Source organism: Spartobacteria bacterium UBA695, assembly GCA_002298145.1.
Taxonomy (GTDB): Bacteria; Verrucomicrobiota; Verrucomicrobiia; order Chthoniobacterales; family Chthoniobacteraceae; genus UBA695.
Genome location: DBMP01000007.1, coordinates 42,641 through 66,168, shown reverse-complemented (window position 1 = coordinate 66,168; position 23,528 = coordinate 42,641). Strand labels below are relative to the sequence as shown.

Sequence of the window (23,528 nt, the reverse complement as noted above, 5' to 3'; positions counted from 1 at the left end):
TTGTAACTCGGAGGCCCCGGGATGAGCCGGGTTGGGCCAATGCATTCTTTAGGAATGCGGAAAAAAGGCAGGGGGCTCACGCAAAGGCGCAAAGGCGCAAAAAAGACGAAGGCAAGCTTTCTCCCTCTTTGCGCCTTTGCGGCTTTGCGTGAGAATATCTTTCTTCCTTGTTCCCAAGTGCACGGGGGGAACGAAGAGGACGGCTATCCGGAGCGTCTCAAGCCCCTTTTTACTCCACGAATTTCCCCGGGTTGAGAATCCCGTTCGGGTCGAGCGCGTGCTTGAGGGCGGTGTGGACTTTCCGGCTGACGGGCGAGGTCGCCGCGTCCCACCAGCGCTGCTTGGCCAGGCCGATGCCGTGTTCGCCCGTGATCGCCCCGCCCCAGGCCAGCACTTGGGCAAAGAGTTCGTCCAGCGCGTGGCCCACGTTTGCCTTCACCTCGGGCCGCTCGTAGCCCTCCACCATGATGTTTGTGTGAATGTTGCCGTCGCCCGCGTGGCCGAAACAAGCGACCGGCGTGCCGTATTTTTCGCGCAAGTGTTCGGCGAATTGCGCCAAGTCCACGAGCCGCCCGCGCGGGACGACGATGTCCTCGTTAAGCTTGCGCAGGCCCGTGGCTTTGAGCGATTGGGAAAACTGGCGGCGCAGGTCCCAGAGCGCCTCGCAGTCGGCTTCGCCGAAGGCTTCGCGCTGGAATACCGTACCAAGATCGCGCACCAGGGAGGCCAGTTTTTTAACCTCGCATTGCACCGATTCGCTCTGCCCGTCCAGGTCGATGAGGAGATGGCCCTCGCCGCCGGGAACCAGCTCGGCTCCCAGGTATTCCCGGGCCGAGCGGAGCGTGAAGGCGTCGGCGATTTCGAGCGCGGAGGGGAGGAAGCCCGCTCCGAGGATTTTCTGGACGGCGTTGGCCGCCTCCGGGAACGTGGCAAAGCTGGCGGAGACCGTGGCGCGGGCCGGGGGCAGCGGGATCAGGCGCAGCGTGGCTTCGGTGACGATGCCGAGCAGCCCCTCCGAGCCGGTGAAGAGGCCCACGAGGTCAAAGCCCGTCTTATTCTTGTGCGTGCGGCCGCCGGTGCGGAGGATTTCGCCCGTGGGGAGGACTACCTCCAGTCCGAGCAAGTAAGATCGCGTCACACCGTACTTCAGGCAGCGCGGGCCGCCCGCGTTGGTGGCGATGTTGCCGCCGAGGGTGCATTCCTTGAGGCTCGCCGGGTCCGGTGGATAAAAGAGCCCCTGCTCGCGCGCCGCGGCTTGCAGCACGCCGGTGATAACTCCCGGCTCCACCACAGCCACGCCGTCAGCCGCGTGGATTTCCTTAATGCGGTTCATCCGGATGAGCGAAAGGGAGATGCCGCCGCACACCGGCACGCAGCCACCCACGTAGCCGACGCCGCCGCCGCGCGGGGTGACGGGAATGTGGTGCTCGTTGGCGTAGGCCATGACCTTGGCGACCTGCTCCGTAGTCTGCGCGAAAACGACGCACTCCGGGGCACGGTTGGCGAACCATTTGTCGCCGCCGTTTTCAGCCAGATCGGCCGGTGCGGTGGAAACGGCTTCGGGGCCGATAAGGCGGATCAATTCTTGGACGAGATGGGACATCAAACAATGTTTCAAACGCTCTGGTGGCCTTTAAACGGGGTATGAGAAAGGATAAAAACCTACCAGAGTTTGTTTCAAATTACCAGCGTTCTCCGAAGGGCCCACCTTTTGTTGCTCAGCAAATGGCATCCGTTGGCAATTCGACTGATATTAGATGAGATTATCCGGAGATCGGCTATTTTATCCTCCAGACTATTCTATTTATGCGCAACACGAAGATAATCTGTACCCTGGGGCCGGCCACGGAGTCGGAGGCCATGCTTAGAGCCATGGTCGACGCCGGGGCCAATGTATTCCGGCTGAACATGAGCCATGCCTCGCACGACTGGGTGCGCACGATCGTACCCCGCATTCGCAAAGTCGCCGCTGACTTGGATGCGGTGGTCGGCATTTTGATGGATACGCAGGGGCCCGCCATTCGCACGGGCGACGTGACCACCAAGCTCCAGCTCAAGCCGGGCGACATTGTCGAATTCACCGTCCGCGGCGAGAAGAGCGAGGAGCAATACTCCGTAGACGTCAACTACGACGGCCTGGTTGACGACATTTCCGTGGGCGACACAGTGCTCGTGGACAACGGCGTGATGCACATGGAGGTCCTGGAGAAGGAAGCTAACCGCGTCCGTTGCCGTGTGCTGACGGCCGGTACGCTCGGCTCCCGACGCCACATCAACCTGCCCGGCGTGAAGGTGAACCTGCCGCCCTTGACCGAAAAAGACCTGGCCGACCTCGCCCTCGGGGCCGAGATGCAGGTGGACATGGTGGCCTTGAGCTTCTGCCGCGAACCGAGCGACGTCGACGCGATCCGCAAGGTGCTCTGCGAGCACGGCAGCAACGCCCGCGTCATTGCCAAGATCGAGGACCAGATGGCCGTGCGCAACATCAGCGGCATCATCGCCAAGGCCGACATCATCATGGTGGCTCGCGGCGACCTCGGCATCGAATGCGCCATGGAGGATCTGCCCATCATCCAGCGCTCCATCGTCAAGCGCTGCCTGAAATCCGGCGTGCCGGTGATCGTGGCCACGCACTTGCTGGAGTCGATGATCGCCAACCCGGTGCCGACCCGCGCCGAGGTCACGGACGTTTCCAACGCCGTTTACGAGCAGGCCGACGCCATCATGCTCTCCGGCGAAACGAGCGTGGGCAAATACCCCGTCAAATGCATCGAGACCCTCCACCGCGTAGCCTACCGCACCGAGCGGAGCGGCGGCGCGGGGTATGCGAACGAGGCCTTCTACACCGAGAACCGCCAGCGCACGATGCACTCTGCCGTGGTGCTGGCCAACTCGCTGCGCAACAGCAAGCTCGTCGTTTTCACCCGCCGGGGCCGCGTGGCCGACTACGTTTCGGCCCAGCGCCCGGAGCATTCGCCCATCTTCGCCTTCTGCAACACGCCCGAAACGTGCTGCAAGATCTCGTTGAACTGGGGCATCGTGCCGCTCTTGCTCCCCTTCGAGAAAGATCCCGAGGAGACCATCGAGGCCGCGGTGAACCTGCTTCGCAAGAAAGGCCACGTCCACGCGGGCGATAATCTCGTCATCGTGAGCGACCTTCAAGCGGGCCAGTCCACATTCGACTCGATCCAGCTGCGTCCGGTGCTGTAGTATCGGCGGCCCATTCCAATGGACCGCTTCGTTTACTACCTTTTCCTCGCCTTTTGCCGCCTGTTATCCGCCCTTCCGATGGGCGTCGTCTACCGTTTGGGGGCGGCGCTCGGCGGGGCGGCCCATCTCATCCTGCCGGGGTACCGGGGGCTGGTCGTCCGGAATCTCACGCTCGCCTTCGAGGGGGAGATGACGGAGAAGGAAATCCGCGCTCTGGCCCGGAAGCATTTCATCCGGCTGGGGGCGAACCTCCTCTCCTCGGTGAAAATGGCGACGATGTCGCGCGAGGAGGTCGTCAAGCATGTCCAGGTGGAAGGCGTGGAGCTGATCCGCTCCGTCGCCAACGACCCCGTGGGGGCTGTCGGTATTTTGAGCCACCTTGGCAACTGGGAGGCCCTGGGGCAGATCACTCCGCTCATCTACCCCGGCAAAAGCTCGACGGTCTTTCAGCCGCTCAAAAACCCGTTTATCGACCAATTCATCCGCGACTCCCGCTCGCGTCTCGGCATGGAGCCCATGGCTCGCAAAAAGGGATTCCACCGGGCCGTCGAGCTGCTGCGGGAAAGAGGGCTCGTTGGCATTTTGATCGACCAGCACGCGGGCGACGGCGGGATCTGGTGCCCCTTCTTCGGGCGGCTCGCCTCCACCTCGCCGCTGGCCGCCACGCTGGCCCTGCGCACCGGGGCGAGCTTCATCCTGGCCGCCGTCTTCACCGACAAGCCCGGCTACTGGCGCATGGTCATTGAAAAACCGGAGCTTAGCGCCACCCGCAACGTCGCCCAGCTCACCGCCGAGCTCAACCAGGCCCTGGAAAAGCAGATCCGCCGCTCGCCCGCCGACTGGTTCTGGGTCCACAACCGCTGGAAAACGCCCCAGCCCAATTTCCTCCTCTCCGAATACAAGCGCGGCATCGCGCTGCCCGTCGGGATGACTGCGGCTGATTTGAAGCCCTTCCGTATTGTCGTGCGCTCCAGCAACTGGCTGGGCGACGCCGTCATGACCACCCCGGCGGTCCTCTCGATCAAGAAAGGGCGGCCCGACGTGCGCGTGACCGTGCTCGTCAAAGCCAAGTTGGCCGATTACTGGCGGCGCTTCCCGGAGATCGACGAAGTGCTCACGATCGAACCGGGCGAGGGGCTCTTTGCCGTCGCGCGCAAGCTGCGGGCGCGGTATTTCGACGCGGCGGTCATCCTGCCCAACTCCATCCGCACCGCACTGGAAGCCTGGCTGGCGGGGATTCCGCGCCGGGCGGGCTACGCGGCCAAATGGCGCAAGGCGCTCCTGGCCCCGGCCTTTACGCCCGAGCCCGCAAAGGTGCCCAAGGGCTCCAAAACGCCCGCCCCGCCCCAGCCTGCGCAGCACCAGGTCCATCACTACCTCCAGCTCGCCGAGTGGATCGGCGGAGAGATCGCCGAGGTGCCGCTGGAATCCTGCTTCGCCACCCAGCCCCGCCCGGAGGGACCACTGAAAATCGGCCTTTGCCCCGGCGCGGAATACGGCCCGGCCAAACGCTGGATGCCCGAACGGTTCGCCGAAGCCGCCAACGCCGTCTCGGCGCGTGTTGATTGCGAATGGGTGCTCTTTGGCGTGGCGGGGGATGCGCCCGTTGGCGACGAGATCGTGGCGAAGCTCACCGGGCGCGTCACCAACCTGATCGGCAAAACCACCCTTTCCGAGCTGATGGAGCGCCTTGGCGAATGCGCCGCGCTGCTCACCAACGACACCGGCACCATGCACCTCGCCGCCGCGCTGGGCGTGCCGACCGTCTCCGTCTTTGGCTCCACCGAGCCCCGGCTCACCGGGCCGCTCGGGCCGGGTCACCGCGTGTTGCGTCACCAAGTGGAGTGTAGCCCGTGCTTCCTGCGCAAATGCCCGCTCGACTTCCGCTGCATGGAGGCCGTCACCGCGCAGGAAGCCGCGAAGGCCGTGCTGGAAGTCATCGGGTGTTGAGCTGTCGCCTTGCCTCCTCGTTCCCAAACTCCATTTGGGAACGCCCTTGCGCCGGCAACTCCATTGCCGCAATCGAGTTGCGGGTCCAAGCGGTGCCGAAATAGAGTTTCGGCACGAGAAGAACAATCGCCTGCGCCTGCTCCTGGTTCCCAATCTCCAGATTGGGAACCTCTTCTGTCTGCGAATCTCCTGATTCGTTCCGTGCGGTTATGGAATCAGAGATTCCCAGACAAGGGCATTACGAATCTGGAGATTCGTAACGAGGGGAGAGGGATGCTGATGGAAGAAATTTGCGATTTTGTAAAGATAGCCACCTATAAGTGGCCGAAAATCGGTGCCTCTTCCTCTATGATGCTTCTCGCCTTGGGAAGCCCGCCGCCAAAACGCGGTCCGCGCATCGGGAGTCCCATCCTCCCGATGCGCTGGGCGATGCTTGACAAAACCGACCCGGATCGGAAAAGTCTCCCTTTCTTCAACACGCTTTTTTTCTTATGCCTCGCATTCTTTCAGGGATCAAACCCACCGGTCGGCTTCACATTGGCAACTATTTCGGCATGATGCGCCCGGCGATCGACTGGCAGAACAAAGGCGAGGCGCTCTATTTCCTGGCCGATTACCATGCGCTGACCACCGTTCACGACGCCGCCCAACTCCGCGAGGCCACCCGCCGCGCCGCGCTCGACTTCCTCGCCTGCGGCCTCGATCCGGCCAAGGCCGTTCTCTTTAAGCAATCCGACGTGCCGCAGGTCACCGAACTCTCCTGGCTGCTCTCCGTCCTGACGCCGATGGGCCTCCTGGAGCGCTGCCATGCCTACAAGGACGCGCTGGCCCACGGGAAAGCCGCCAACCACGGCCTCTTCGCCTACCCGGTGCTCATGGCGGCCGATATCCTCATCTACGACAGCGACATCGTCCCCGTCGGCAAGGACCAGAAGCAGCACGTGGAAGTCACCCGGGATCTCGCCATCAAAATGAACGAGACCTTCGGCAAGGACCTCTTCCGCCTGCCCGAGCCGAGCATTCTGCCCGACCTGGCAACCATCCCCGGCCTCGATGGCCAGAAGATGAGCAAGAGCTACAACAACACCATCGAGCTGTTCCTGGAGGAAAAGGCGCTCAAAAAGAAGATCATGGGCATCATTACCGACTCCACGCCGGTCGAAACGCCCAAGGACCCCGAGACCTCCTCCATCTTCGGGCTCTACAAACTCTTTGCCAGTCCGGATGACGTGGCCAAAATGGAAGCCGACTTCCGCAATGGCGGCACCGGCTACGGCGACTTTAAGAAGCGCCTCTTCGCGGCCATCTGGGACCACTTCGCCCCGGCCCGCGCCCGCCGCGAGGAGATCGAGCGCGATCCCGGCTACATCGACGAGGTCCTCCGCAAAGGAGCCGCCCGCGCCAACGAACTGGCCAACGTCACGCTCAAGCGCGTGCGCACGGCCATGGGGCTGTAGTTATCCTAAACCCCGGACTGGGATTAGCCGCAAAAAGGCGCATAAAGCGCAAAATAAAAGCGCCGCCCCGCCTTTGCGCCTCTTGCGCTTTTTGGCGGCTTTTTCTATCGCGGTTTTTACTCGTTGAGTTCCACGCGGCCCATCGTCACGGCGTGCCCGGCGATGAGCACGCGCTTGCCGCGCACGCAGACCTTCGCCGTCCCGCCGCGCTCGCTGCCCTGGTAGACGCTTAGGTCGGCCTTGCGGAGCTTTGGCTGCCAGTAGGGGCCTAGCGCGCAGAAGGCCGAGCCCGTCACCGGGTCTTCGTTGATCCCGGCAGCGGGGGCGAAAAACCGGCAAACAAAGTCATACGAATCGCTCCGGGCGGTGACGATCACCCCGCGCACGGGGAGCTTGGCGAGCACCCCGAGGTCGGGGTGTAGCGTGCGCAGCGTCGCCTCGTCCTCCACCTCCACGAGGTAATCCAGGCTGCTGCGGCCGGTCCAGAGCGGTTTACAGCCGAGCGCCCGGGCCAGGCCCTCCGGCTCGGGAACCGCCTCGGCGGGCGTCGCAGGGAAGTCGAGCTCAACGGCGTTCCCAACGCGGGTCGCCGTCAGCCGTCCGCTGAGCGTGGCAAAGGCCAGGGGCTGCTGTTCGTTGGCCAGGCCCTGTTCCCAGAGAATATGCGCCGCCGCGAGGGTCGCATGGCCGCAGAGGCGCACCTCCACCGCCGGGGTAAACCAGCGCAGCGACCACTCCGACCCCTGCCCGTGGAGAAACGCCGTTTCAGAGAGGTTCATCTCCCGCGCCACCAGCCGCATCCAGTGCTCGTCGCCGGGGGTTGGCAGCACACAAACCGCCGCCGGGTTGCCCGAAAAGGGGTGTTGGGTGAAAGCGTCGACGAGAAAAAGGGGCGTCATGGGGGGATCTCCTGAAAAAAGCCAAGAGTACCTTTTTTGACTTTTTGTCACTCGGCTGCAAATAAAATCTGGTTGCGTGTCCAATCAAGGTTCGTAGAGTAGGGGGACTGCCCAAGAGTGCGGGTGAGGCAAACCCGAGCGGACGGCAATAAATCTATGATTAACGATTCAGGAGAACGCCAGGTCAACGAACCGCTGGCATCGGAAAAGATTAACGTGGACCGGAAAATTTTCTTTCTCGATCTCAAAGAGAATGCCCGGGGCCGTTTTTTGAAGATCACCGAGGACGTCGGGGGACGCCGGGACACGATCATGCTGCCCGCGGCCGCTTTCCACGATTTCGCGGATGCGCTGCAACGCTTGATCGACCTCGAATCCGGCATCTAAGGCCGGAGAAGGCTGGGAATTTTCAAAGACGCGGACCTCAAAAAGGGGTCGCGTCTTTGTGCATTTTCCGGCGCGCGCATCGCCAACCGGCCACCCTGGAGGGTTGACACGGTTGTCCCGGGGGCCGTAAGTTAAGGGTCCATTCTCAGGGCGGGGTGCAACTCCCCACCGGTGGTATCCCGGGGGTTTTTTTAAGATCTCCGGGGAGCCCACGAGCGCCTTTGGCCTCCTTAAAAAAAACAGGGGGGCTGGAGGGTCAGCAGATCCGGTGCGATGCCGGAGCCGACGGTACAGTCCGGATAAAAGAGAAACATGCGGGGCTTGGCTTGCCCGGACGCGCGTCCGGCGGCGAGGCTGGCCGCAGTTCGCCACCCTGATTCTGGGAAGTTGCAAATGACCATGAATCAGACTCAATCCAATCTCTTGGCGGCGTATCCCCGGGTGGCCGCCGCGTTCCGCGCTCTGCAAAACGGCCAGGGCGTCTTGGTTTCCGACGATCCGGACCGGGAAAACGAGGCCGACGTCATCTACTCGGCTGAACACCTCACCGAAGCGCAAATGGCGCTCCTTATCCGCGATTGCAGCGGTATCGTCTGCCTGTGCCTGACGGACGAAAAGGCGGCCTCGCTCGATCTCCCGCCCATGGTGGAGAAGAATTCCAGCCACTACGGCACGGCGTTTACCGTCACCATCGAAGCGGCCACGGGCGTGACCACCGGCGTCTCGGCCTACGACCGCCTGCAAACGGTGCGCGCCGCCTCGGCTCCGGGGGCCCGGCCTTCTGATTTGAACCGCCCCGGGCATGTCTTTCCGCTGCGCGCCCGCCCCGGCGGGGTGCTGGAACGCCCCGGGCACACCGAGGCGACGGTCGATCTCATGCGCCTGGCTGGGCTTCAGCCGTGCGGCGTGCTCTGCGAGCTGATGAACCCCGACGGCACGATGGCCAAGGGGGCGCAGATCGCCGCCTATTCGCAGCAACACGGCATGCCGATGGTCTCCGTGAAGGAGCTTGTGGAATACCGCCGCGCCCTGGGTGATTGCTAGCCTGGGGTGCGCATGGGCGCGCGGAAAGTGGGGCCGCCTACTGGCCTTGATCGGGCCAGACTTGATGATTTCCACAGAAAAAAGGCATTAAGTCTCACGCAAAGAAGATACACATCTGCCTTCTTTGCGTCTTTGCGTGAAATATCTTTTATAGAGAGGCCAATGAGGGGCCTTTGACTATGAACGGCGTATTAATTCGCCAGTTTGCGATAGAGCGTCGCCATGCTGATGCCGAGCATCTTGGCGGCGCGGTCGCGTGAGCCGTCGTTGAAGTGGATGGTTTCTTCGATGAAGCGCCGTTCCAGGTTTTTCACGTAGGCGTCCAGCGGCTCGCCCACCGGGAGCTTGCCCGGTTCGGGGGGTTCGCCGCCATGGGCCGCGCTGCGTTGGGCGACTTGCGCGGGCAGGTCGGTCAGGGTGATGCGGGAGTCGTCGCAGAGCGCGCAGGCGCGTTCGATGGCGTTCTCCAGTTCGCGGACGTTGCCGGGCCAGGCGTACTTGGTCAGCGCCTCCATGGCGTCGGCCTCGATCTTGGGCACCGGCGTCTGGTTCTGCGCGGCCACTTTTTGCATGAAGTGCTGGGCCAGGAGCGGGATGTCCTCTGGGCGGTCGCGCAGCGGCGGGAGGTCGATGGGGATGACCGCCAGGCGGTAGTAGAGGTCCTCGCGGAAGCCGCCGGTGAGGATTTTCTCGTGCAGCGATTCGTTGGAGGCGGCCAGTACGCGGACGCTGATGGGGATGTTCTTGGTATCGCCCACGCGGCGGATGGTCCGTTCCTGCAAAACGCGCAGAAGCTTGGTCTGGAGGGTCTGCGCCATGGAGTTGATCTCGTCCAGGAAGATCGTCCCGTGGTGGGCTTCCTCGAAGAGGCCCATTTTGTCCTGCACGGCTCCGGTGAAGGCTCCTTTTTTGTGCCCGAAGAGCTCGCTTTCGAGCAGGTTCTCGGGCAGGGCGGAGCAGTTGATGGCCACAAAGGGGTGGTGCTGGCGGCGGCTGTTGAAGTGGAGCGCCCGGGCGACAAGCTCTTTACCGGTGCCGCTCTCGCCCTGGATCAGGATGGTGCTGTCGGTGTCGGCGACCTTGGCGATGAGGTTGTAGACCTGCTGCATCTTGGAGCTGGTGCCGACGATGTTCTCGAACTTGTAGCGGTCCTTGAGCTCCCGTTTGAGGATCGTGTTCTCCCGGACGGCGCATTGGAAGTCGAGCGCGCGCTGGAGGGTGAGCTGAAATTGGTCAATTTTGAAGGGCTTGGTGACGTAGTCGAACGCGCCGAGCTTCATGGCTTCCACGGCGGTTTCCACCGAGGCGTAGCCGGTGACCATGATGACGGCGGGGCGCTGGGAGAGGTCGTTGCAGGCGCGCAGGACGTCGAAGCCGGTGAGGTGCTGCATCTTGATGTCAGCGACGACCAGTTGGGGCATCGTGCCGGGGAGCGCCTCGATCGCGCGCGCGGCGGAGTTGAAGGGGAACGCTTGGTGCCCCATGTCACGACAGATGGTGGAGATGACTTCTACCATTGCCGGTTCGTCGTCGATAATCAGGATCCGAGCCATTCTTTGGTCACAAGATAAGGTACTCTACAGCGGAATGAAAAGCGGTTTTCTCAAATTTGAGGACTCTACGCGCTTTTCTCGAAAATGCCGCCCCTCCGTCAGAGACAGCTTCGCGAGATTTCGCGCCGCGTCAACGGGTCCGGGGGGAGGAGCGCCGCTTTCTCTGAAATTTCCCTAGTGTCAGTCCGGCCTTCTGTGTTCTAATTTCCGACCCCTTCCATGCTGCTCAAAGAAATCATCGAAGCTCTGGTCTTCGCCTCCAACAAACCGCTCACCGTTAAGGAGATCCTCGCGGCGTTGCGCGGCGCGCTCCAGGATGCCGACGACGAGCCGGTGCGCGAGGCAGCCAAGCTCCGCTCGGGCGAGGTGAAGGGGCTCATCCAGGAGCTGCGGCAGGATTACGACGCGCAGGGCCGCTCGTTTCAGCTCGTGGAGCAGTCCGAAGGCTGGACGTTCGTAACGCGCAAGGAGTACGCGGTGTGGATTCGCCAGCTTTACCCCGAGAGCAAGCCGACGCGCTTGAGTGGTCCCGCGCTGGAGACGCTCGCCATCATCGCCTACCGGCAGCCGCTTACCCGGGCGGATATCGAGGCCGTGCGTGGCGTGGCGGTCGACGGCGTGATGCAGAGCCTCCTTGATCGCGGCCTGGTGCGCATTTCCGGTCGGGCCGAGGTGCCGGGCCGTCCGCTGCTTTACGAAACGACCCAGGTGTTCATGCAGCACTTTGGGTTGAAGTCGCTCGACGAACTGCCGAATGTCGAGGAACTCCGGCGCGTCAAGCTCCCCACTGCCACCCCGCCCGCCACGGGTGAACTCTTCCCGGCTGGAGCTGGCTCCGAAGCGGCGCAAACCGCCCCGGAGGCCCCCTCCGAACCGGCTGAGCCGACCCCGGCCGCTCCGGCGAAGGAGCCAGACCCCGAGCCTGAGCCCAAGCCGGAACCCTTGACGCTCCCCGAGCCTTCGGCGGCCCCCCGGACCATCGTGCTTCCCGAGTTCCCCGGGGCGCCCGAACTCCCTTTCCAAGACCATGCTGACACCGATCCGCAAGAAAATTGACGCCCTCGACGAGCGCCTGCTCGAGTTGCTCAACCAGCGTGCCGACCTTGTCCACGAAGTGGGCGAGGTGAAGCGCCGCAACGGGGGTGCGATCTTTGCCCCGGACCGGGAGGAGACCCTCCTGCGTTCGCTGGAAAAGCGCAATGCGAAGCTCGGCGGACGGCTCCCGGGCTCGGCGGTGCGGGCCATCTACCGCGAGATCATGTCGGCCTCCTACCAGCTCGAAAAAGGGCTCGTTATCGCCTATTTCGGCCCGGCGGGGACGTACACCCACGAGGCGGCGCGCAATAAATTCGGCGCGAGCGTGGAGTACTCCGCGCAAGCGAACATCACGGAAGTCTTCGCGGCGGTGGCGCGCGGCACGGCCGACTACGGCGTGGTGCCGATCGAAAACTCCACCGAGGGGGCCGTGACCCACACGCTGGATGAATTCATGTCGAGCGACCTGAAAATCTGCTCCGAGATCCTGCTCAAAGTGGAGCAGAACCTCCTGGCTCGCTGTCCGCGTTCGGAAATTTGCAAAATCTACTCCCACCCGCAGTCGCTCGGGCAGTGCCGCCGCTGGCTTCAGACGAATTTCCCCACGGCGGAGGTCCTCGTGGCCTCCAGCAACACCCGCGCGGCGCAGCACGCTGCCGAGGAGCCGAATACGGCGGCCATCGCCGGGAAGCTTGCGGCGGAGCTCTACAAGCTGGATATCCTGGAGGCCTCCATCCAGGACAGCGCGTTTAACACCACGCGCTTTCTGGTCATCGGCCCGCAGCTGTGCCCGGCTTCGGGACACGATAAGACGTCGCTGCTCTTTTCCGTACCTGCCGAGAAGAGTGGGACACTATTCTCCGCGCTGGAGCCGTTGCAGCAGTTGGGCATTTCGATGAGCAAGATCGAAAGCCGCCCCTCCAAGCGCAAGGCCTGGGAATATTTCTTCTTCGTCGACATCGAAGGCCATGCGCAAGACACCCGGGTGGCCGAGGCGCTCGCCGAAATGGAGAAGCGCTGCACGTGGCTCAAAATCCTGGGCAGCTACCCCAAAACGACGGCGTAGGGAAGGCCCACGGTCATCCCCAGGCAAAGGGGCTGTTTCGGCGAACCACAGTTGTAGTTGACAGGGTGACTACGCTTGTAGTTTAATAACGCTGTGAGCATTAATATTGCCCCGGCCGAATGGAAGGTCATGGAAGTCATTTGGAAGCAGCACCCCATTAGCGCCGCGGAGGTGCTTGAGGTGCTCTCGGACAAGGAATCCTGGGCCCCCAACACCGTGCGCACGATGCTTGCGCGGCTCGTTCAAAAGGGGGCGCTCCTATACACCCAGGAATCCAACCGCTACCTCTACCGCCCCGCGCTTCCGCGTGAAGAGTGCGTGAGGGAAGAGGTCGATTCGCTGCTGGATCGTCTCTTTGGCGGTGCGGCGGAGGCGCTGCTGGTTCATTTCGTTCAAAACCGCAAACTCACCCGCGAAGAGCTCGATCAACTGCGCAAGGTGCTCGATCAAGAGGAGGGTAAACCATGAACCTGCTTGGTAATATAGAGTATTTTACCCAATGGCTGGCGCACACCTCATGGGAAGCCGCCTGGATTGTTTTGGCGGTCCTGCTGGCGCGTTTTTGTTTTCGCAAATCGCTCCCGGCATCCTGGCGTTATGCGCTTTGGCTGCTGGTCGTCGCGCGATTGCTGCTCCCAGGGTTGCCGCAAATGCCTCTGCGAACTAAAGGGTTTGCCATGGATCGCGGGGTGACGCCGGTTTGGGCAGAACGCTGGGTGGCGTCTGCCTTGGAAACCGACGCGATCACGCCGCCCGCCGCTCTACCTGTGACACCAACGCAGCCTGCGCAACCCGCGCAAGCAAAGCCCTTTTCTCTCTCCAAACAGCAGGGCTTGGCGTTGCTTTGGCTGCTGGGGGCAACGGGGTTTGGCGCGGTCGCATTGCTTCAGGTGCGGCGTTTTGGCCAGGCCGTTCGGCGCGCGCCCGTGTGCGAGGATGCGACGGTGCTGGCTTGTGCGCAAGCGGCGGCGGAGCAGATGGGCATACCGCAAAAAGTGCGCCAACGGATCCGAATCCTCGAAACGCCCCACGTGAGCGCTCCGGCCATGATGGGGTTGTTGCGCCCGGTGGTGCTGTTGCCGGAGGGGCTCCCCCAACGCTTCTCGCCCGAAGAGCTGCGCATGGTGTTTCTGCACGAATTTGCCCACCTGCGGCGAAAGGACCTCTGGCTCAATCCGCTGCTGCTCGGGCTGCAAATCGCGCACTGGTTCAACCCCGTGTTGTGGTTCGCGTTTCGGCAAATGCGCCGGGACCGCGAACTGGCATGCGACGCGCTGGTGCTGGAACAAGATCGAATCGGATTGAAGCGCCTTTACGGCGAGACGCTTCTGCGGTTGCTGGAGGATTTTTCCCCGCGACAAAGCGCAATCCTGCCCTCCGTCAGCATGATGGAAAGCAACCGCCACCTTAAAGAGCGACTCACGCGCATCATGCAAGCCACGACGGGCGCTTCGCATGCGTGGAGACTGGGGTTGGCGCTGTTTTTGGCGCTCGGGATTACAACGCTGACACGCAATGCCATCACTTCAAAAAACACCGGCGAAGAACCCCAACCGGCGCCGCCCGACAATCCCCTTTTCGACCCGCTCCCGAACGTCCAGCTCACCATCAATTCCCAGCAACCCCGGCGTTCGCCAAGATCCACAAGCTTCCTCAACGCCGAGAATCGGCCCATTCCGCCCGCCCAAAAGAATCAAGAGCGGGTCAGGGAACGCTTTGCCAAGGATCGGAAAACCTATACCCCGGAGCAATTCAAAGAACTTGAGTCCCTCTACCAGATGGCCAACAAGGAACTGGGCAGCCCGGGAGCAAAGGATGTCCTCAAACTGGTCATTGAGAAATATCCCCAATCCAATCGTGCCGGTTGCGCGCTGATGTATCTTGCCCAGCGGTCACAGGGGCAGGAACGGGAGAATTATTTAAAAGAGGCTATCGAGAAATACAGCGACAGCTTTTACGGCGACGGGGTTCAAGTGGGGGCCTACGCACGGTTTTATTTGGCGGGCTATTACCTCGAATCCGACAAAACGGACGAGGCGAAGACGCTCCAGGAGCAGATTCGCAGAGACTATCCCGATGCGATCAATCACGGCGGGAAGCCGCTCATGCAGGAAAGCAAATAGCCGACGCGGTGCCGCTATGGCGTATTGGTCGGGCCTTTGGGCGTGGAGCGCTTGAGGAGGTTGAAGAGGTCGGTGTCGGTGGAGAGGACCATGGTGGAGTCTTTGGTAAAGATCTTCCGGTAGGTCTCCATGGTTTTCAGGAAGGTGTAGAATTCCGAGGCCTGCGGGTTCTGGGTGTAGGCGCGGGCGTAGATTTCCATGGCTTTGGCGTCGGCTTCACCCCGGATTTTCTGCACCTGCCAGTAGGCTTTGGACTGGATTTCGTTCAGGTCGCGCTCCCGCTGGCCTGCGATGCGCGCGGATTCCCCCTCGCCTTCGGACCGGAAGCGCTGGGCGATCTGCATGCGCTCGCTGATCATGCGCTGGTAGATTCGGTCGAGCACTTCGGGGTTGTAGTTGACGCGCTTGATGCGGAAGTCGAGCAGCGAGATGCCAAACTCGGCGAGCTTGCCGACGGCCTCGGTCCGGATCTCTTCCTCGACTTTGAGCCGCCCGAACTGGATCGCCGGGAGCATGCCGATGGTGCCGAGGCCTTCCTTGAGGGTCTCGTCGCGCTGGGGCTTGCGGTTTTTGTCGGTGCGGATGATCTCGATGAGGTCGTGCTTGGCGATGGCGTTGCGGGTCTCGCTGCCGAGGATGTCCTCCAGGCGGGATTGCGCGCTGCGTTCGTCGTGCAGGCGCACGAAGTAGGTCTTGGGGTCCTCGATGCGCCAGCGCGCGAAGGTGGCTACCTGGATGTAGGTCTTGTCCCGGGTGGGGATCGCGGCGGAGGCGCCGTCCCATTCCAGGAAGCGTTTGTCGATGCGGTTGACGTCCTGGATGAACGGTTTTTTAAAGTGCAGGCCCGGCTCGGTGATCGGTTCGCCGACGGGTTTGCCGAACTGGGTGACGATGACCTGTTCGGTCTGTTCGACGGTGTAGTAGGCTCCGGAGAGGACGAGGAGCGCGATGAGCGCGGCGGCGCCCACCAGGATGGCGGCGATGGATTTCATGTTACTTGACCTCCCCGGTTTTGGCTCCCATCGGCAGGACCGGCAGGAGTTGTTTGAGCGACTCGTCGAAGATGATTTTCTGCCGAACCTGGGGCATCAGCTCGCCCATGGTTTCGAGGTAAAGCCGGGTGCGGGTGACGGCGGGGGCTTTGGTGTATTCGGCCAGCATGGAGGTGAAGGAGGCGACGTCGCCGTTAGCCTCGTTTTCGCGTTTGAAGCGGTAGCCTTCCGCGGTGCTGATGTCCCGGTCGGCGTCGCCCCGGGCTTTGGGGATGGCTTTGTTGTAGTCGCCGTTGGCCACGTTGATGGCGTTTTCGCGATCCTGCTGGGCTTTGTTGACTTCGTTGAAGGAGCCCTGGACCTGCCGGGGTGGGTTGACGTTTTTCAGCTGCACTTGGTCGACGCGGATGCCCAGGCGGTAGCGCTTGGCCAGGTCCTGCATGCGGGCCAGGGCGGAGACTTCGATCTCCTGGCGGCCGATGGTGATGACTTCGTCCACGGTGCGGTCGCCGATGACCTCGCGCATGGAGGCTTCGGAGAGGTCGCGCAGGGTCTGGCCGGGGTTGCGAACGTCGAAGAGGTAGGCCTTCGGGTCCTCGATGCGGTATTGCACGACCCACTCGACGAGGGCGGCGTTTAGGTCGCCGGTGACGATGTTTTTCTCGGTATCCTGATCCGCGCCGACCTGGTCGGGGTTGGAGGTGGCACCGGGCGAGTAGAAGCCGAACTCTTGTTTGAGCTGCCGCCGGGTGGGGACGACGGTGACGGAGTCGATGCCGAAGGGGATCTTGAAATGCAGGCCCGGCTCGGTGGTGCCGAGGTATTTGCCGAACCGGAGCACGACGCCCTCGGATTCGGCGTTGACGGTGTAGTACGACGTTACTGCCCCGACGAGGATCAGAAGGACCACGGCACCGGCTGCGATCAGGCCCGCCATGGGGGGCCGGGGATTGGCGTCAATGGGTTCCATAGGAGTTCTCATAAAGAGGGGGATAAATAGGAAATCATCAGGAACTCATGAAAAGGATTCCTGCCTTTTTCCCGAGTTCCTCGAGTTCCTGAAAAAAATTTAGGGCATTTTGCCGCCGAAGATGCGCAGGGTGGTCACGAGGTCCACGGCGCGCTGGAGCACGACGTCGCAGGGCGGGACGTCCTCTTCGTCGCTCTTGCCCCGGCGCTGTTCTTCTTCGTCGGCGTCGAGCTCGGGGTTGGTCCCGGCGACGAGCGCCGCTTCGTTGATCCGCGCCCGCTCGGTCTCGTAGACGAGCCCCGCCACGCCTTTATCCAGGCCGGTTTGCAGGGCCTCGCGCTCGTCGCGGGCGGCGACTTGCACGGAGAGGTCGGGCTTGAGCCCGTCGGGGAAAACGGTGACTTGCGCGGGCAGCTTGACCTCGGCCACGGCGACGCGCAGGGTTTTGCCGCCTTTCAACGGCAGTTCGGAGTATTCTGCAGCCTGGCCCGCTGTATGGTGGCCTACCACGAGCGCATTGCCCACGCCCCGCAGGACGGCGGCGATGACTTCCGGGGCTCCGGCGGTGTCGCGCCCGACGAGGGTGACGACGTTGCCTTTAAAGGCCGGGTCGAGGTCGGAGGTGAACATCCGCTCTTGCTTGGCGCTGGGGCGGTGGATGGCGAAGAGCATTTTCCCCTTCGGCGTGAGGCGCTTGATGACGTCGGCGGCGAGGTCGAAGTCGTTGGAGGGCGGCGTGGCCCTCAGGTCGAGGATGAGGGAGCCGACTTTCTTGGCGTTAAAGTTCCCCAGCGCGGCGTCGAACTCGGCCAGGTGCCCTTTGGAGAGGGAGCCGAGGCGGACGTAGCCGATCTGTTCATCGAGGATCTCGGAGCGGAAGGGGCTTTCGGCGGCTGCTTCGCCGCCCGTGGCTCGGATGGCCGCGCCGCCGCCGATGCGTTCCAGGAGGCCCTGGAGTGTGGCGCGGTTGAGGGCGGCTTCGTTGAGCGTGCCGGAGCGGACGTAGGTGGAGCGCAGGAGGTCGAGGGCTTGCTGGGCCTCGGCGTCGGAAAGGGAGTCGACGGCCCGAGCGGGGCTGAGTGCCGCCGGGGTGGGCGTGGGTTCGGGCGTTTTGGCCGGGCTGGGCGTGGCGGTGGCAGATGGGCTCGGGGTGGGCGAGACCGAGGCGGCCGGTTTGGCGGCTTCGGTCTGGCCAAAGACCCGGGGGGCGACCTCAAAGTTGACTCCAAGGAGGAGGCTGGCGGCCGCCGCGATGCGAAAGCTGGGGTTCATAGGCAAGGGTAACAAGCGCGACCCTACAGCCCTTTTGCGCCGATGTCGCGCCGGAATGTGGCTCCCTCGAAATGAATCCGGGAAACTGCTTCGTAGGCTCGGGCCTGGGCTTCGGCCAGGGTGCCCCCCATGGCGGTGACGCCCAGGACGCGGCCGCCCGCGGTGACGAGGGCGCCCTCTTCTTGATGCGTGCCCGCGTGGAAGACGGTGACGTCGCCAAGCGCCTCGGCCTCTTCAATGCCGGTGATGACTTTGCCCTTGGTGTAGGAGCCCGGGTAGCCGCCGGAGGCCATAACGACGCAACAGGCGGGGCGGGGGTCCCAGTCGGCTTCCACCAAGTCGAGGCGGCCCGCGACGGCGGCTTCGATCCAATCGACCAGGTCGCCCTTGAGGCGCGGCAGCAGCACCTGGGTCTCGGGATCGCCGAAGCGGCAGTTGAATTCCAGGACTTTCGGGCCCTCTTCGGTGATCATCAGGCCGGGGAAGAGGAGGCCTTTGTAGTGCAGGCCGTCCTTTTTGATCCCTTCCATGAAGGGGACCATGATTTCCTTGTGAATGCGCTCGATGATCTCTGGGGTGACGAGCTTGTCGGGGGGGGAGAAGGTGCCCATGCCGCCGGTGTTGGGGCCTTTGTCGCCTTCGAAAATCTGTTTATGATCCTGCGCGGCGGGGAAGAGGACGTAGTTTTCGCCATCCACCAAAGCATGCACGGAGCATTCCTGGCCCGAGAGGAATTCCTCAATGACGACCTGGTCGCCCGCGGCCCCGAAGGCGCGTTTTTCCATGATCTCGTTGATGGCCTGGGCGGCTTCCCACGGGGTCTGGGCGATGATGACGCCTTTACCGAGGGCGAGGCCGTCGGCTTTGATGACGAGGGGAAATTTGCTCTTCTGGCAGAAGCGGTGCGCTTCGGCGGGATCGGAGAAATGGCCGCTGGCGGCGGTCGGGATGCCGTGGCGCTGCATGAATTCCTTGGCGAAGACTTTGCTCGATTCCAGCCGAGCGGCGCTCTGCGTAGGGCCAAAGACTCGCAGGCCTGCGTGGCCGAGGTGATCGACGATCCCGGCGGCCAGGGCGTCATCGGGGCCGACGACGATGAGGCCGATGCGCTCGGCGCGGGCAAATTCGATCAAGCCATGGTGATCGCTGATCGGCAAGGGGACGTTGGTGGCGATTTCTGCCGTTCCTGCGTTGCCGGGGGCGCAATAGACCGCCGATACCCGCGGCGATTGCCGGAGTTTCCATACCAGCGCGTGTTCGCGCCCGCCACTGCCGATAACGAGAATTTTCATGCGGGAGACAAGAAAAGCAGGATTGCTCAAAATGCGCCAGCATTACTGCGGCTGGAGCTGGCTTTGGCTGACGCGGGCCGTTTTCGCCGCCCGCTTGCGCTCGATGAGCAGGTGCAGTAACAGAAGCCCGCAGCCGGTGGCCAGGAGCGTGTAGCTGAGCTGGATTTGCACGTATCGCCGGACCTCCAGCGTGTGGCCGACGGCCAGGGTCAGGGTGTTAAAAAAGCCGTATCCCATCAGGTAGAGGAACCACCAGAGGGGGCGGCGGTGTTCCGGGGTCCCGCGTTTCCAGAACAGGGCGACCGCTGCCGCCAGGGCCCCGATGGAGCAGAGCCGGTAGACGAGCGCCAGGAGGCGGTTGAGGCCGAGTAACCAGAGCGGTTGCCGCCAGGTCTGCTTGGAGTGTGTGAGCTGGTGCTCTTTCTCGATGTATTGATCGAAGAGCGGCAGCGGTTGGGCCAGCGAGGGCATGCGTTCGGTGCCGTGGACGGCTTCGTAGCCGATGGCGAGCGGGTCTTTCCGGATGTCGTAGGGGCTCTTCATCCAGTAGAAGGTGTAGAGCTGGTGGGTAACCTTGTGGAGCATTTGCAGCGGGTAGTACCGCCAGGCGGCCCAGTAATAGTGCATGTAGAAGCGGCTCAGATCCCGCCCATCCGGGAAGCGTTCGGTGAGGTAGCGCGCTGCGGAATCGGGGGCGTAAAGGATGGCGTCGGCGTCGAAGCCGAGTTGGCCATAGTGCGGGCTCTTGGTGTTGAGCACGTCGTCCATGCGCCGGGCGACGTTTTGCAGCAGGTCTCGCTCATAAGCGGCGGGCTGGCGGCCTTGGATCTCGTCTTCGATGGCCTTCCGGATGACCCGGCCCTGGAAGGCGAAAAGATGCTGCTGGGCGAATGCGTTGCCGAGCGTGTCATACCGCCTCACAAGTTGGCGCTCGGGGTACCAGAGGCAGCTTAAAACGAGCGCGAGCGGCACGGCCAGGACGGCGACCCGGAAGCGCCACGGGGTCCCGCGCCGGAAACAGGCGGCGAGCACGGGCGCGATGGCTGCGAGCGCGCCGACGCCGAAGGCTCCCTTGATGAACAGGAGCGAAAAGGCCGCCGCTACCAGCCCCGCGCCCCAGAAAAACGCGGGGCGAAGCTTTTGCTCCAGGAAAAAGGTGATGCCAAAGCGGGTGCCGCAAAGGAGCGCCAGAGCGGCTACCAGGGGGAAGACGGCTTCGGGCCGGATGGTGTGCTCCATTTTCAGCGGCCCGAGGGATAGCAGGTAGGAGGCCGAGAGGGCCAGGCCGATCCAGCGATGTGAGTGGCGCAGGGCCGGGGTCGCGGGGAAGAAGCGGAGCGCGCCCTGCCAGGCTTCCCAAAGGAGGAAGGCGGTGAGCACGCCGAGCAGATGCTGCAAGACCGAGAGCGCGTTGAGCGTCCCGAAGAGGGCCAGCACGCGGTCGATAAAGAGCGGGTAGGGGAATTCGCGCCCCTGTACGTGGCAAAAGACGCCGGTGGTTAGGTGGTTGAGGCTTGGGAAGAGGAAGCCCCAGGTGTCCCGGTCGCTAAAAGGGGCGATGGGGAGCTGGGCGCGGATATAGATGCCGTAGGCGGTGATTGCTGCCAGCAGGGCGTAAACCCAGCGAGGCTGTTGGGGAAGTGGGCTAGACATGGTGGGTTCGGTTGATTTTGAAAAGGGAATGGCGCTTTCCGTAACTTGTGAAAACCGGGCGAAGATGTTCTACTATGCGCCCATGAATCGCCTGCAAACCATCCTTGACCAGAAACGCCTTGAGATTGCCCGGATTCTGCCCCGCCTGGAGCATCTGCGTACGGCGGCGCTGCTGCGCAATGATTACCGGGGCTTTGAGGCGGCTCTGGACCGCGGCCCGGAGGCGCTGGGGCTCATCGCGGAGGTGAAAAAGGCGTCGCCTTCCGCTGGGGTCATCGCCGAGTCGTTTGACCCGGTGGCGCAGGCCAGGGCGTATGAGGCGGCCGGGGCGCATGCGATTTCGGTGCTTACGGATGAGAAATTTTTCCAGGGCAGTCTCGGCTACCTGGCTCAGATCCGGGGGGCGGTGGCGCTGCCGCTGCTGCGCAAGGACTTCATTTTGCACGAGGTGCAGATTTACGAGGCGGCGGTGGCGGGGGCCGATGCGGTTCTCCTGATTGTGGCGGCTCTGGAGCAGCCGGAGCTGGAGCGGCTCTACCGGACGGCGGTGGACCTGGGCCTGGATGTGCTCGTGGAGGTGCACACGGTGGAGGAAATGGACCGGGCGGCCGACTGCGGGGCGACGTTGATCGGGGTGAATAATCGGAACTTGACGACGTTCCAGGTCGATCTGCACGCGACGGAACTTTTGAGTGAGCAGGCTCCCGAGGGGGCGCTGCTGGTGAGCGAGAGCGGGATCAAGACCAACGCGGATGTCCGGCGCGTTTTTGCGTGCGGGGTCAATGCGCTGCTCGTGGGCGAGTCGCTGATGCGTTCGGGCGACGTGGCGGCCCAGGTGGCTTCGCTCTTGGATCTGGCGTAAGCCCTGGTCTCCGCGTCTCCGCGTCTCCCGGTTTGTAAGCGTTTTTTTTAAAGCGCGCCCTGGTTTACCCACTGGACGGCAAAGCGTACCATTTCGGGCGCCGTCTTGAGGTTGAGTTTTTCTTTGATGTGGGCGCGGTGGCTTTCGATCGTCTTGACGCTGAGGTTCAAGTCCTCGGCGATCTGGCGTGTGCCGTGGCCCTGGCCGATCAGTTGCAGGACTTCCAGCTCGCGGTCGGAGAGGATGGCCACGGGGGAGGTGTCCTGGAGGGCTTTGCCGTCGATGGCTTTGCGCATCATTTTGTCGGCCAGCTTTTCGGAGACGTAGATCTGCCCGTTGAGGATGCGGCGAAGCGCGCCGGTCAGTTTTTCCGGGGCTTCTTGTTTCATGACGTACCCTTTGGCCCCGGCTCGCAGGGCGCGTTCGGCGTAGAGCGATTCGTCGTGCATGGAGAGCACGAGGACGGGGAAGTCGGGCCACTGCGCCACGATGTTTTTGATGAGCTCAATGCCGTTGGTCCCCTGGAGGGTGATATCAACGATGCCGAGGTCGGGTTTGGTCTCACCGATGGCCGCCATGGCTTTGCGGGCATTCCCGGCTTCCGCGCACACCATGAAATCCGGTTCGCAGTTCAGGAGTTGCACCAGCCCCTGGCGTACGATGGGATGATCGTCAACAATAAGGACCTTTGCTTTCGTTTCTAGTGGTTTCATTTTTGGGGCTGTAGGGGTCTTTGGTTGCGAGGATCGGCTTTCCCAGGCCATCCGGATGGCATTTCGTTGAAAAAAAATCCCTCCGCAAAAAGCGGGGGGATTAGTGCCTGCCCTGGCCCGGTATGGCACGGTAGCCATTCTACCGTCATTTGATTACACAATGCCAGAGAAGTCCTTGGCTCCCCCACTCTTTCGGGAACTCTTATGAAATGAACCTCATTTCGTAGGAATACCCAAAACTCGCTCGATCAAGAGATTATGCTTATGAACTCCAAGGCGCAATCGGCCTGACCCCTAGTCTGATGATCAGGGAATCCCTGAGGTTATTTTGACGTAGGCCTAGGGGTTTACCCCTTGCGGGAAACCAGTGTCGGCCTGATTGCGCGCCGCTTTCAATCGCGTCATGGTGGGAGTCGGTCCGGCAGGGAAACGCCGGAATAGCAAAGGATATTGCGTGTAGCGAGCAAAGGACATTGCGTGTATGAAACAACGACGTAGTAAGGTGGTGGTGAAGGCGGCTCAGCGGGCCGCGGGGGCGGCGGAGGCCGATCTGGCATTAAAATGGCGACTTTTGCGGGCGGCACCCGGTTTTCGCCCCTGGACTTCGATGGACGAATGCCGCCACTGTGTCATATGCGAGCAGACTTTTAGCGGACGCGATGTGCGGCTTGAACGCGACGGGCTGGGGCTTTTCCAGGTCCGTTGTGCGACGCCTGGATGCACCTCGACGCCCGCGCAGTGGGTTCACCCGGGCAATCCGCTTGTCTCGGATGAGGCGTGGAAGGATTGGGTGAAGCTGCTGGATTCGCTTTGCGATGCGGAGTCGCCCCGGACCTGCAATGGCGAGGCCGCAACGGCGTTGTCGAGCGCCGCCGGGTTCTCTCGGCCCCGGTCGCTGTAATACTGCGTCTGGTGCTATGAGCCGCTAGAGGGAGAGGCTCGGCAATTTTCAGGCAGGGTTGGCAGGATTAAAGAGGATTACCCTGACATCCTCTGTGCATTGGATGGGCATTTGGAAAACCCAATCCGAAAAAGCATGCCCCCCCCAAA

20 protein-coding genes and 1 riboswitch are annotated in these 23,528 nt (G+C 62.7%); of the genes, 11 read left to right on the top strand and 9 right to left on the bottom strand.

Translation table 11 applies throughout. The features are described from left to right. Nucleotides 1–229: 229 nt before the first annotated feature. Entirely contained in the window at nucleotides 230–1,603 is a 1,374-nt protein-coding gene (locus B2828_RS03745; RefSeq protein ID WP_479632350.1) for an FAD-binding oxidoreductase, read from the bottom strand. A 203-nt stretch (nucleotides 1,604–1,806) separates the two neighbouring features. Between B2828_RS03745 and pyk the strand changes: the two genes are divergently transcribed. The 3 genes from pyk to trpS all read left to right on the top strand — a co-directional run bounded on the left by pyk (nucleotide 1,807) and on the right by trpS (nucleotide 6,617). After that, complete coding sequence (gene pyk / locus B2828_RS03740; RefSeq protein ID WP_479632349.1) at nucleotides 1,807–3,210, top strand: pyruvate kinase; 1,404 nt, start codon at nucleotides 1,807–1,809, stop codon at nucleotides 3,208–3,210. An 18-nt stretch (nucleotides 3,211–3,228) separates the two neighbouring features. Next, on the top strand, nucleotides 3,229–5,160 hold the full coding sequence (locus tag B2828_RS03735; protein WP_479632348.1) for an LpxL/LpxP family acyltransferase: 1,932 nt from the start codon (nucleotides 3,229–3,231) through the stop codon (nucleotides 5,158–5,160). A gap of 491 nt (nucleotides 5,161–5,651) precedes the next feature. Next, nucleotides 5,652–6,617, top strand: a complete 966-nt coding sequence (trpS, locus tag B2828_RS03730) for a tryptophan--tRNA ligase (RefSeq protein WP_479632347.1) — start codon at nucleotides 5,652–5,654, stop codon at nucleotides 6,615–6,617. A 116-nt stretch (nucleotides 6,618–6,733) separates the two neighbouring features. Here the strand turns inward: trpS and B2828_RS03725 are convergent, their stop codons facing one another. Further along, nucleotides 6,734–7,516: a PhzF family phenazine biosynthesis protein gene (locus B2828_RS03725; protein ID WP_479632346.1), complete on the bottom strand. Its 783-nt coding sequence runs from the start codon at nucleotides 7,514–7,516 to the stop codon at nucleotides 6,734–6,736. A gap of 156 nt (nucleotides 7,517–7,672) precedes the next feature. Between B2828_RS03725 and B2828_RS03720 the strand changes: the two genes are divergently transcribed. Then, complete coding sequence (locus B2828_RS03720; protein ID WP_479632345.1) at nucleotides 7,673–7,903, top strand: DNA-binding protein; 231 nt, start codon at nucleotides 7,673–7,675, stop codon at nucleotides 7,901–7,903. A 137-nt stretch (nucleotides 7,904–8,040) separates the two neighbouring features. Next, nucleotides 8,041–8,218, top strand: a riboswitch (FMN riboswitch). Nucleotides 8,219–8,302: 84 nt separating this feature from the next. Further along, nucleotides 8,303–8,947, top strand: coding sequence for a 3,4-dihydroxy-2-butanone-4-phosphate synthase (ribB, locus tag B2828_RS03715; protein WP_479632344.1), 645 nt, complete (start codon nucleotides 8,303–8,305; stop codon nucleotides 8,945–8,947). A 191-nt stretch (nucleotides 8,948–9,138) separates the two neighbouring features. On the opposite strand, the gene B2828_RS03710 is transcribed toward ribB, so the two are convergent. Next, nucleotides 9,139–10,500, bottom strand: a complete 1,362-nt coding sequence (locus tag B2828_RS03710) for a sigma-54-dependent transcriptional regulator (protein WP_479632343.1) — start codon at nucleotides 10,498–10,500, stop codon at nucleotides 9,139–9,141. A 219-nt stretch (nucleotides 10,501–10,719) separates the two neighbouring features. Here B2828_RS03710 and scpB point away from each other — a divergent pair, with 219 nt between their 5' ends. The 4 genes from scpB (at nucleotide 10,720) to B2828_RS03690 (ending at nucleotide 14,724) form a co-directional block, all read left to right on the top strand. Beyond that, a complete protein-coding gene (gene scpB / locus B2828_RS03705) occupies nucleotides 10,720–11,556 on the top strand; it encodes an SMC-Scp complex subunit ScpB (RefSeq protein ID WP_479632342.1) in 837 nt (278 codons plus the stop codon). Continuing rightward, nucleotides 11,528–12,601 (top strand): prephenate dehydratase, encoded by a 1,074-nt coding sequence (gene pheA, locus B2828_RS03700; protein ID WP_479632341.1) that lies wholly within the window; start codon nucleotides 11,528–11,530, stop codon nucleotides 12,599–12,601. Before scpB ends, pheA begins: the two co-directional genes overlap by 29 nt. Before the next feature lie 93 nt (nucleotides 12,602–12,694). Beyond that, complete coding sequence (locus B2828_RS03695; RefSeq protein WP_479632340.1) at nucleotides 12,695–13,069, top strand: BlaI/MecI/CopY family transcriptional regulator; 375 nt, start codon at nucleotides 12,695–12,697, stop codon at nucleotides 13,067–13,069. Further along, nucleotides 13,066–14,724 (top strand): M56 family metallopeptidase, encoded by a 1,659-nt coding sequence (locus tag B2828_RS03690; protein WP_479632339.1) that lies wholly within the window; start codon nucleotides 13,066–13,068, stop codon nucleotides 14,722–14,724. Before B2828_RS03695 ends, B2828_RS03690 begins: the two co-directional genes overlap by 4 nt. 14 nt (nucleotides 14,725–14,738) lie before the next feature. Here the strand turns inward: B2828_RS03690 and hflC are convergent, their stop codons facing one another. The 5 genes from hflC to B2828_RS03665 form a co-directional block, all read right to left on the bottom strand. Further along, entirely contained in the window at nucleotides 14,739–15,716 is a 978-nt protein-coding gene (gene hflC / locus B2828_RS03685; protein ID WP_479632338.1) for a protease modulator HflC, read from the bottom strand. A 1-nt stretch (nucleotide 15,717) separates the two neighbouring features. After that, complete coding sequence (hflK, locus tag B2828_RS03680) at nucleotides 15,718–16,686, bottom strand: FtsH protease activity modulator HflK (protein WP_479632337.1); 969 nt, start codon at nucleotides 16,684–16,686, stop codon at nucleotides 15,718–15,720. Between the two features lie 99 nt (nucleotides 16,687–16,785). Next, nucleotides 16,786–17,958, bottom strand: a complete 1,173-nt coding sequence (locus B2828_RS03675; protein WP_479632336.1) for a S41 family peptidase — start codon at nucleotides 17,956–17,958, stop codon at nucleotides 16,786–16,788. 23 nt (nucleotides 17,959–17,981) lie between these two features. Next, on the bottom strand, nucleotides 17,982–19,250 hold the full coding sequence (purD, locus tag B2828_RS03670; protein ID WP_479632335.1) for a phosphoribosylamine--glycine ligase: 1,269 nt from the start codon (nucleotides 19,248–19,250) through the stop codon (nucleotides 17,982–17,984). Between the two features lie 42 nt (nucleotides 19,251–19,292). After that, nucleotides 19,293–20,903 (bottom strand): hypothetical protein, encoded by a 1,611-nt coding sequence (locus B2828_RS03665; protein WP_479632334.1) that lies wholly within the window; start codon nucleotides 20,901–20,903, stop codon nucleotides 19,293–19,295. Nucleotides 20,904–20,985: 82 nt separating this feature from the next. Here B2828_RS03665 and trpC point away from each other — a divergent pair, with 82 nt between their 5' ends. Beyond that, entirely contained in the window at nucleotides 20,986–21,765 is a 780-nt protein-coding gene (gene trpC / locus B2828_RS03660; RefSeq protein ID WP_479632333.1) for an indole-3-glycerol phosphate synthase TrpC, read from the top strand. A 47-nt stretch (nucleotides 21,766–21,812) separates the two neighbouring features. Here the strand turns inward: trpC and B2828_RS03655 are convergent, their stop codons facing one another. Continuing rightward, nucleotides 21,813–22,478: a response regulator transcription factor gene (locus B2828_RS03655; protein ID WP_479632332.1), complete on the bottom strand. Its 666-nt coding sequence runs from the start codon at nucleotides 22,476–22,478 to the stop codon at nucleotides 21,813–21,815. Between the two features lie 481 nt (nucleotides 22,479–22,959). Here B2828_RS03655 and B2828_RS03650 point away from each other — a divergent pair, with 481 nt between their 5' ends. Further along, the gene (locus B2828_RS03650; RefSeq protein WP_479632331.1) at nucleotides 22,960–23,379 is read left to right on the top strand and encodes a hypothetical protein; all 420 of its coding nucleotides are present in this window, start codon (nucleotides 22,960–22,962) and stop codon (nucleotides 23,377–23,379) included. Nucleotides 23,380–23,528 lie beyond the last annotated feature (149 nt).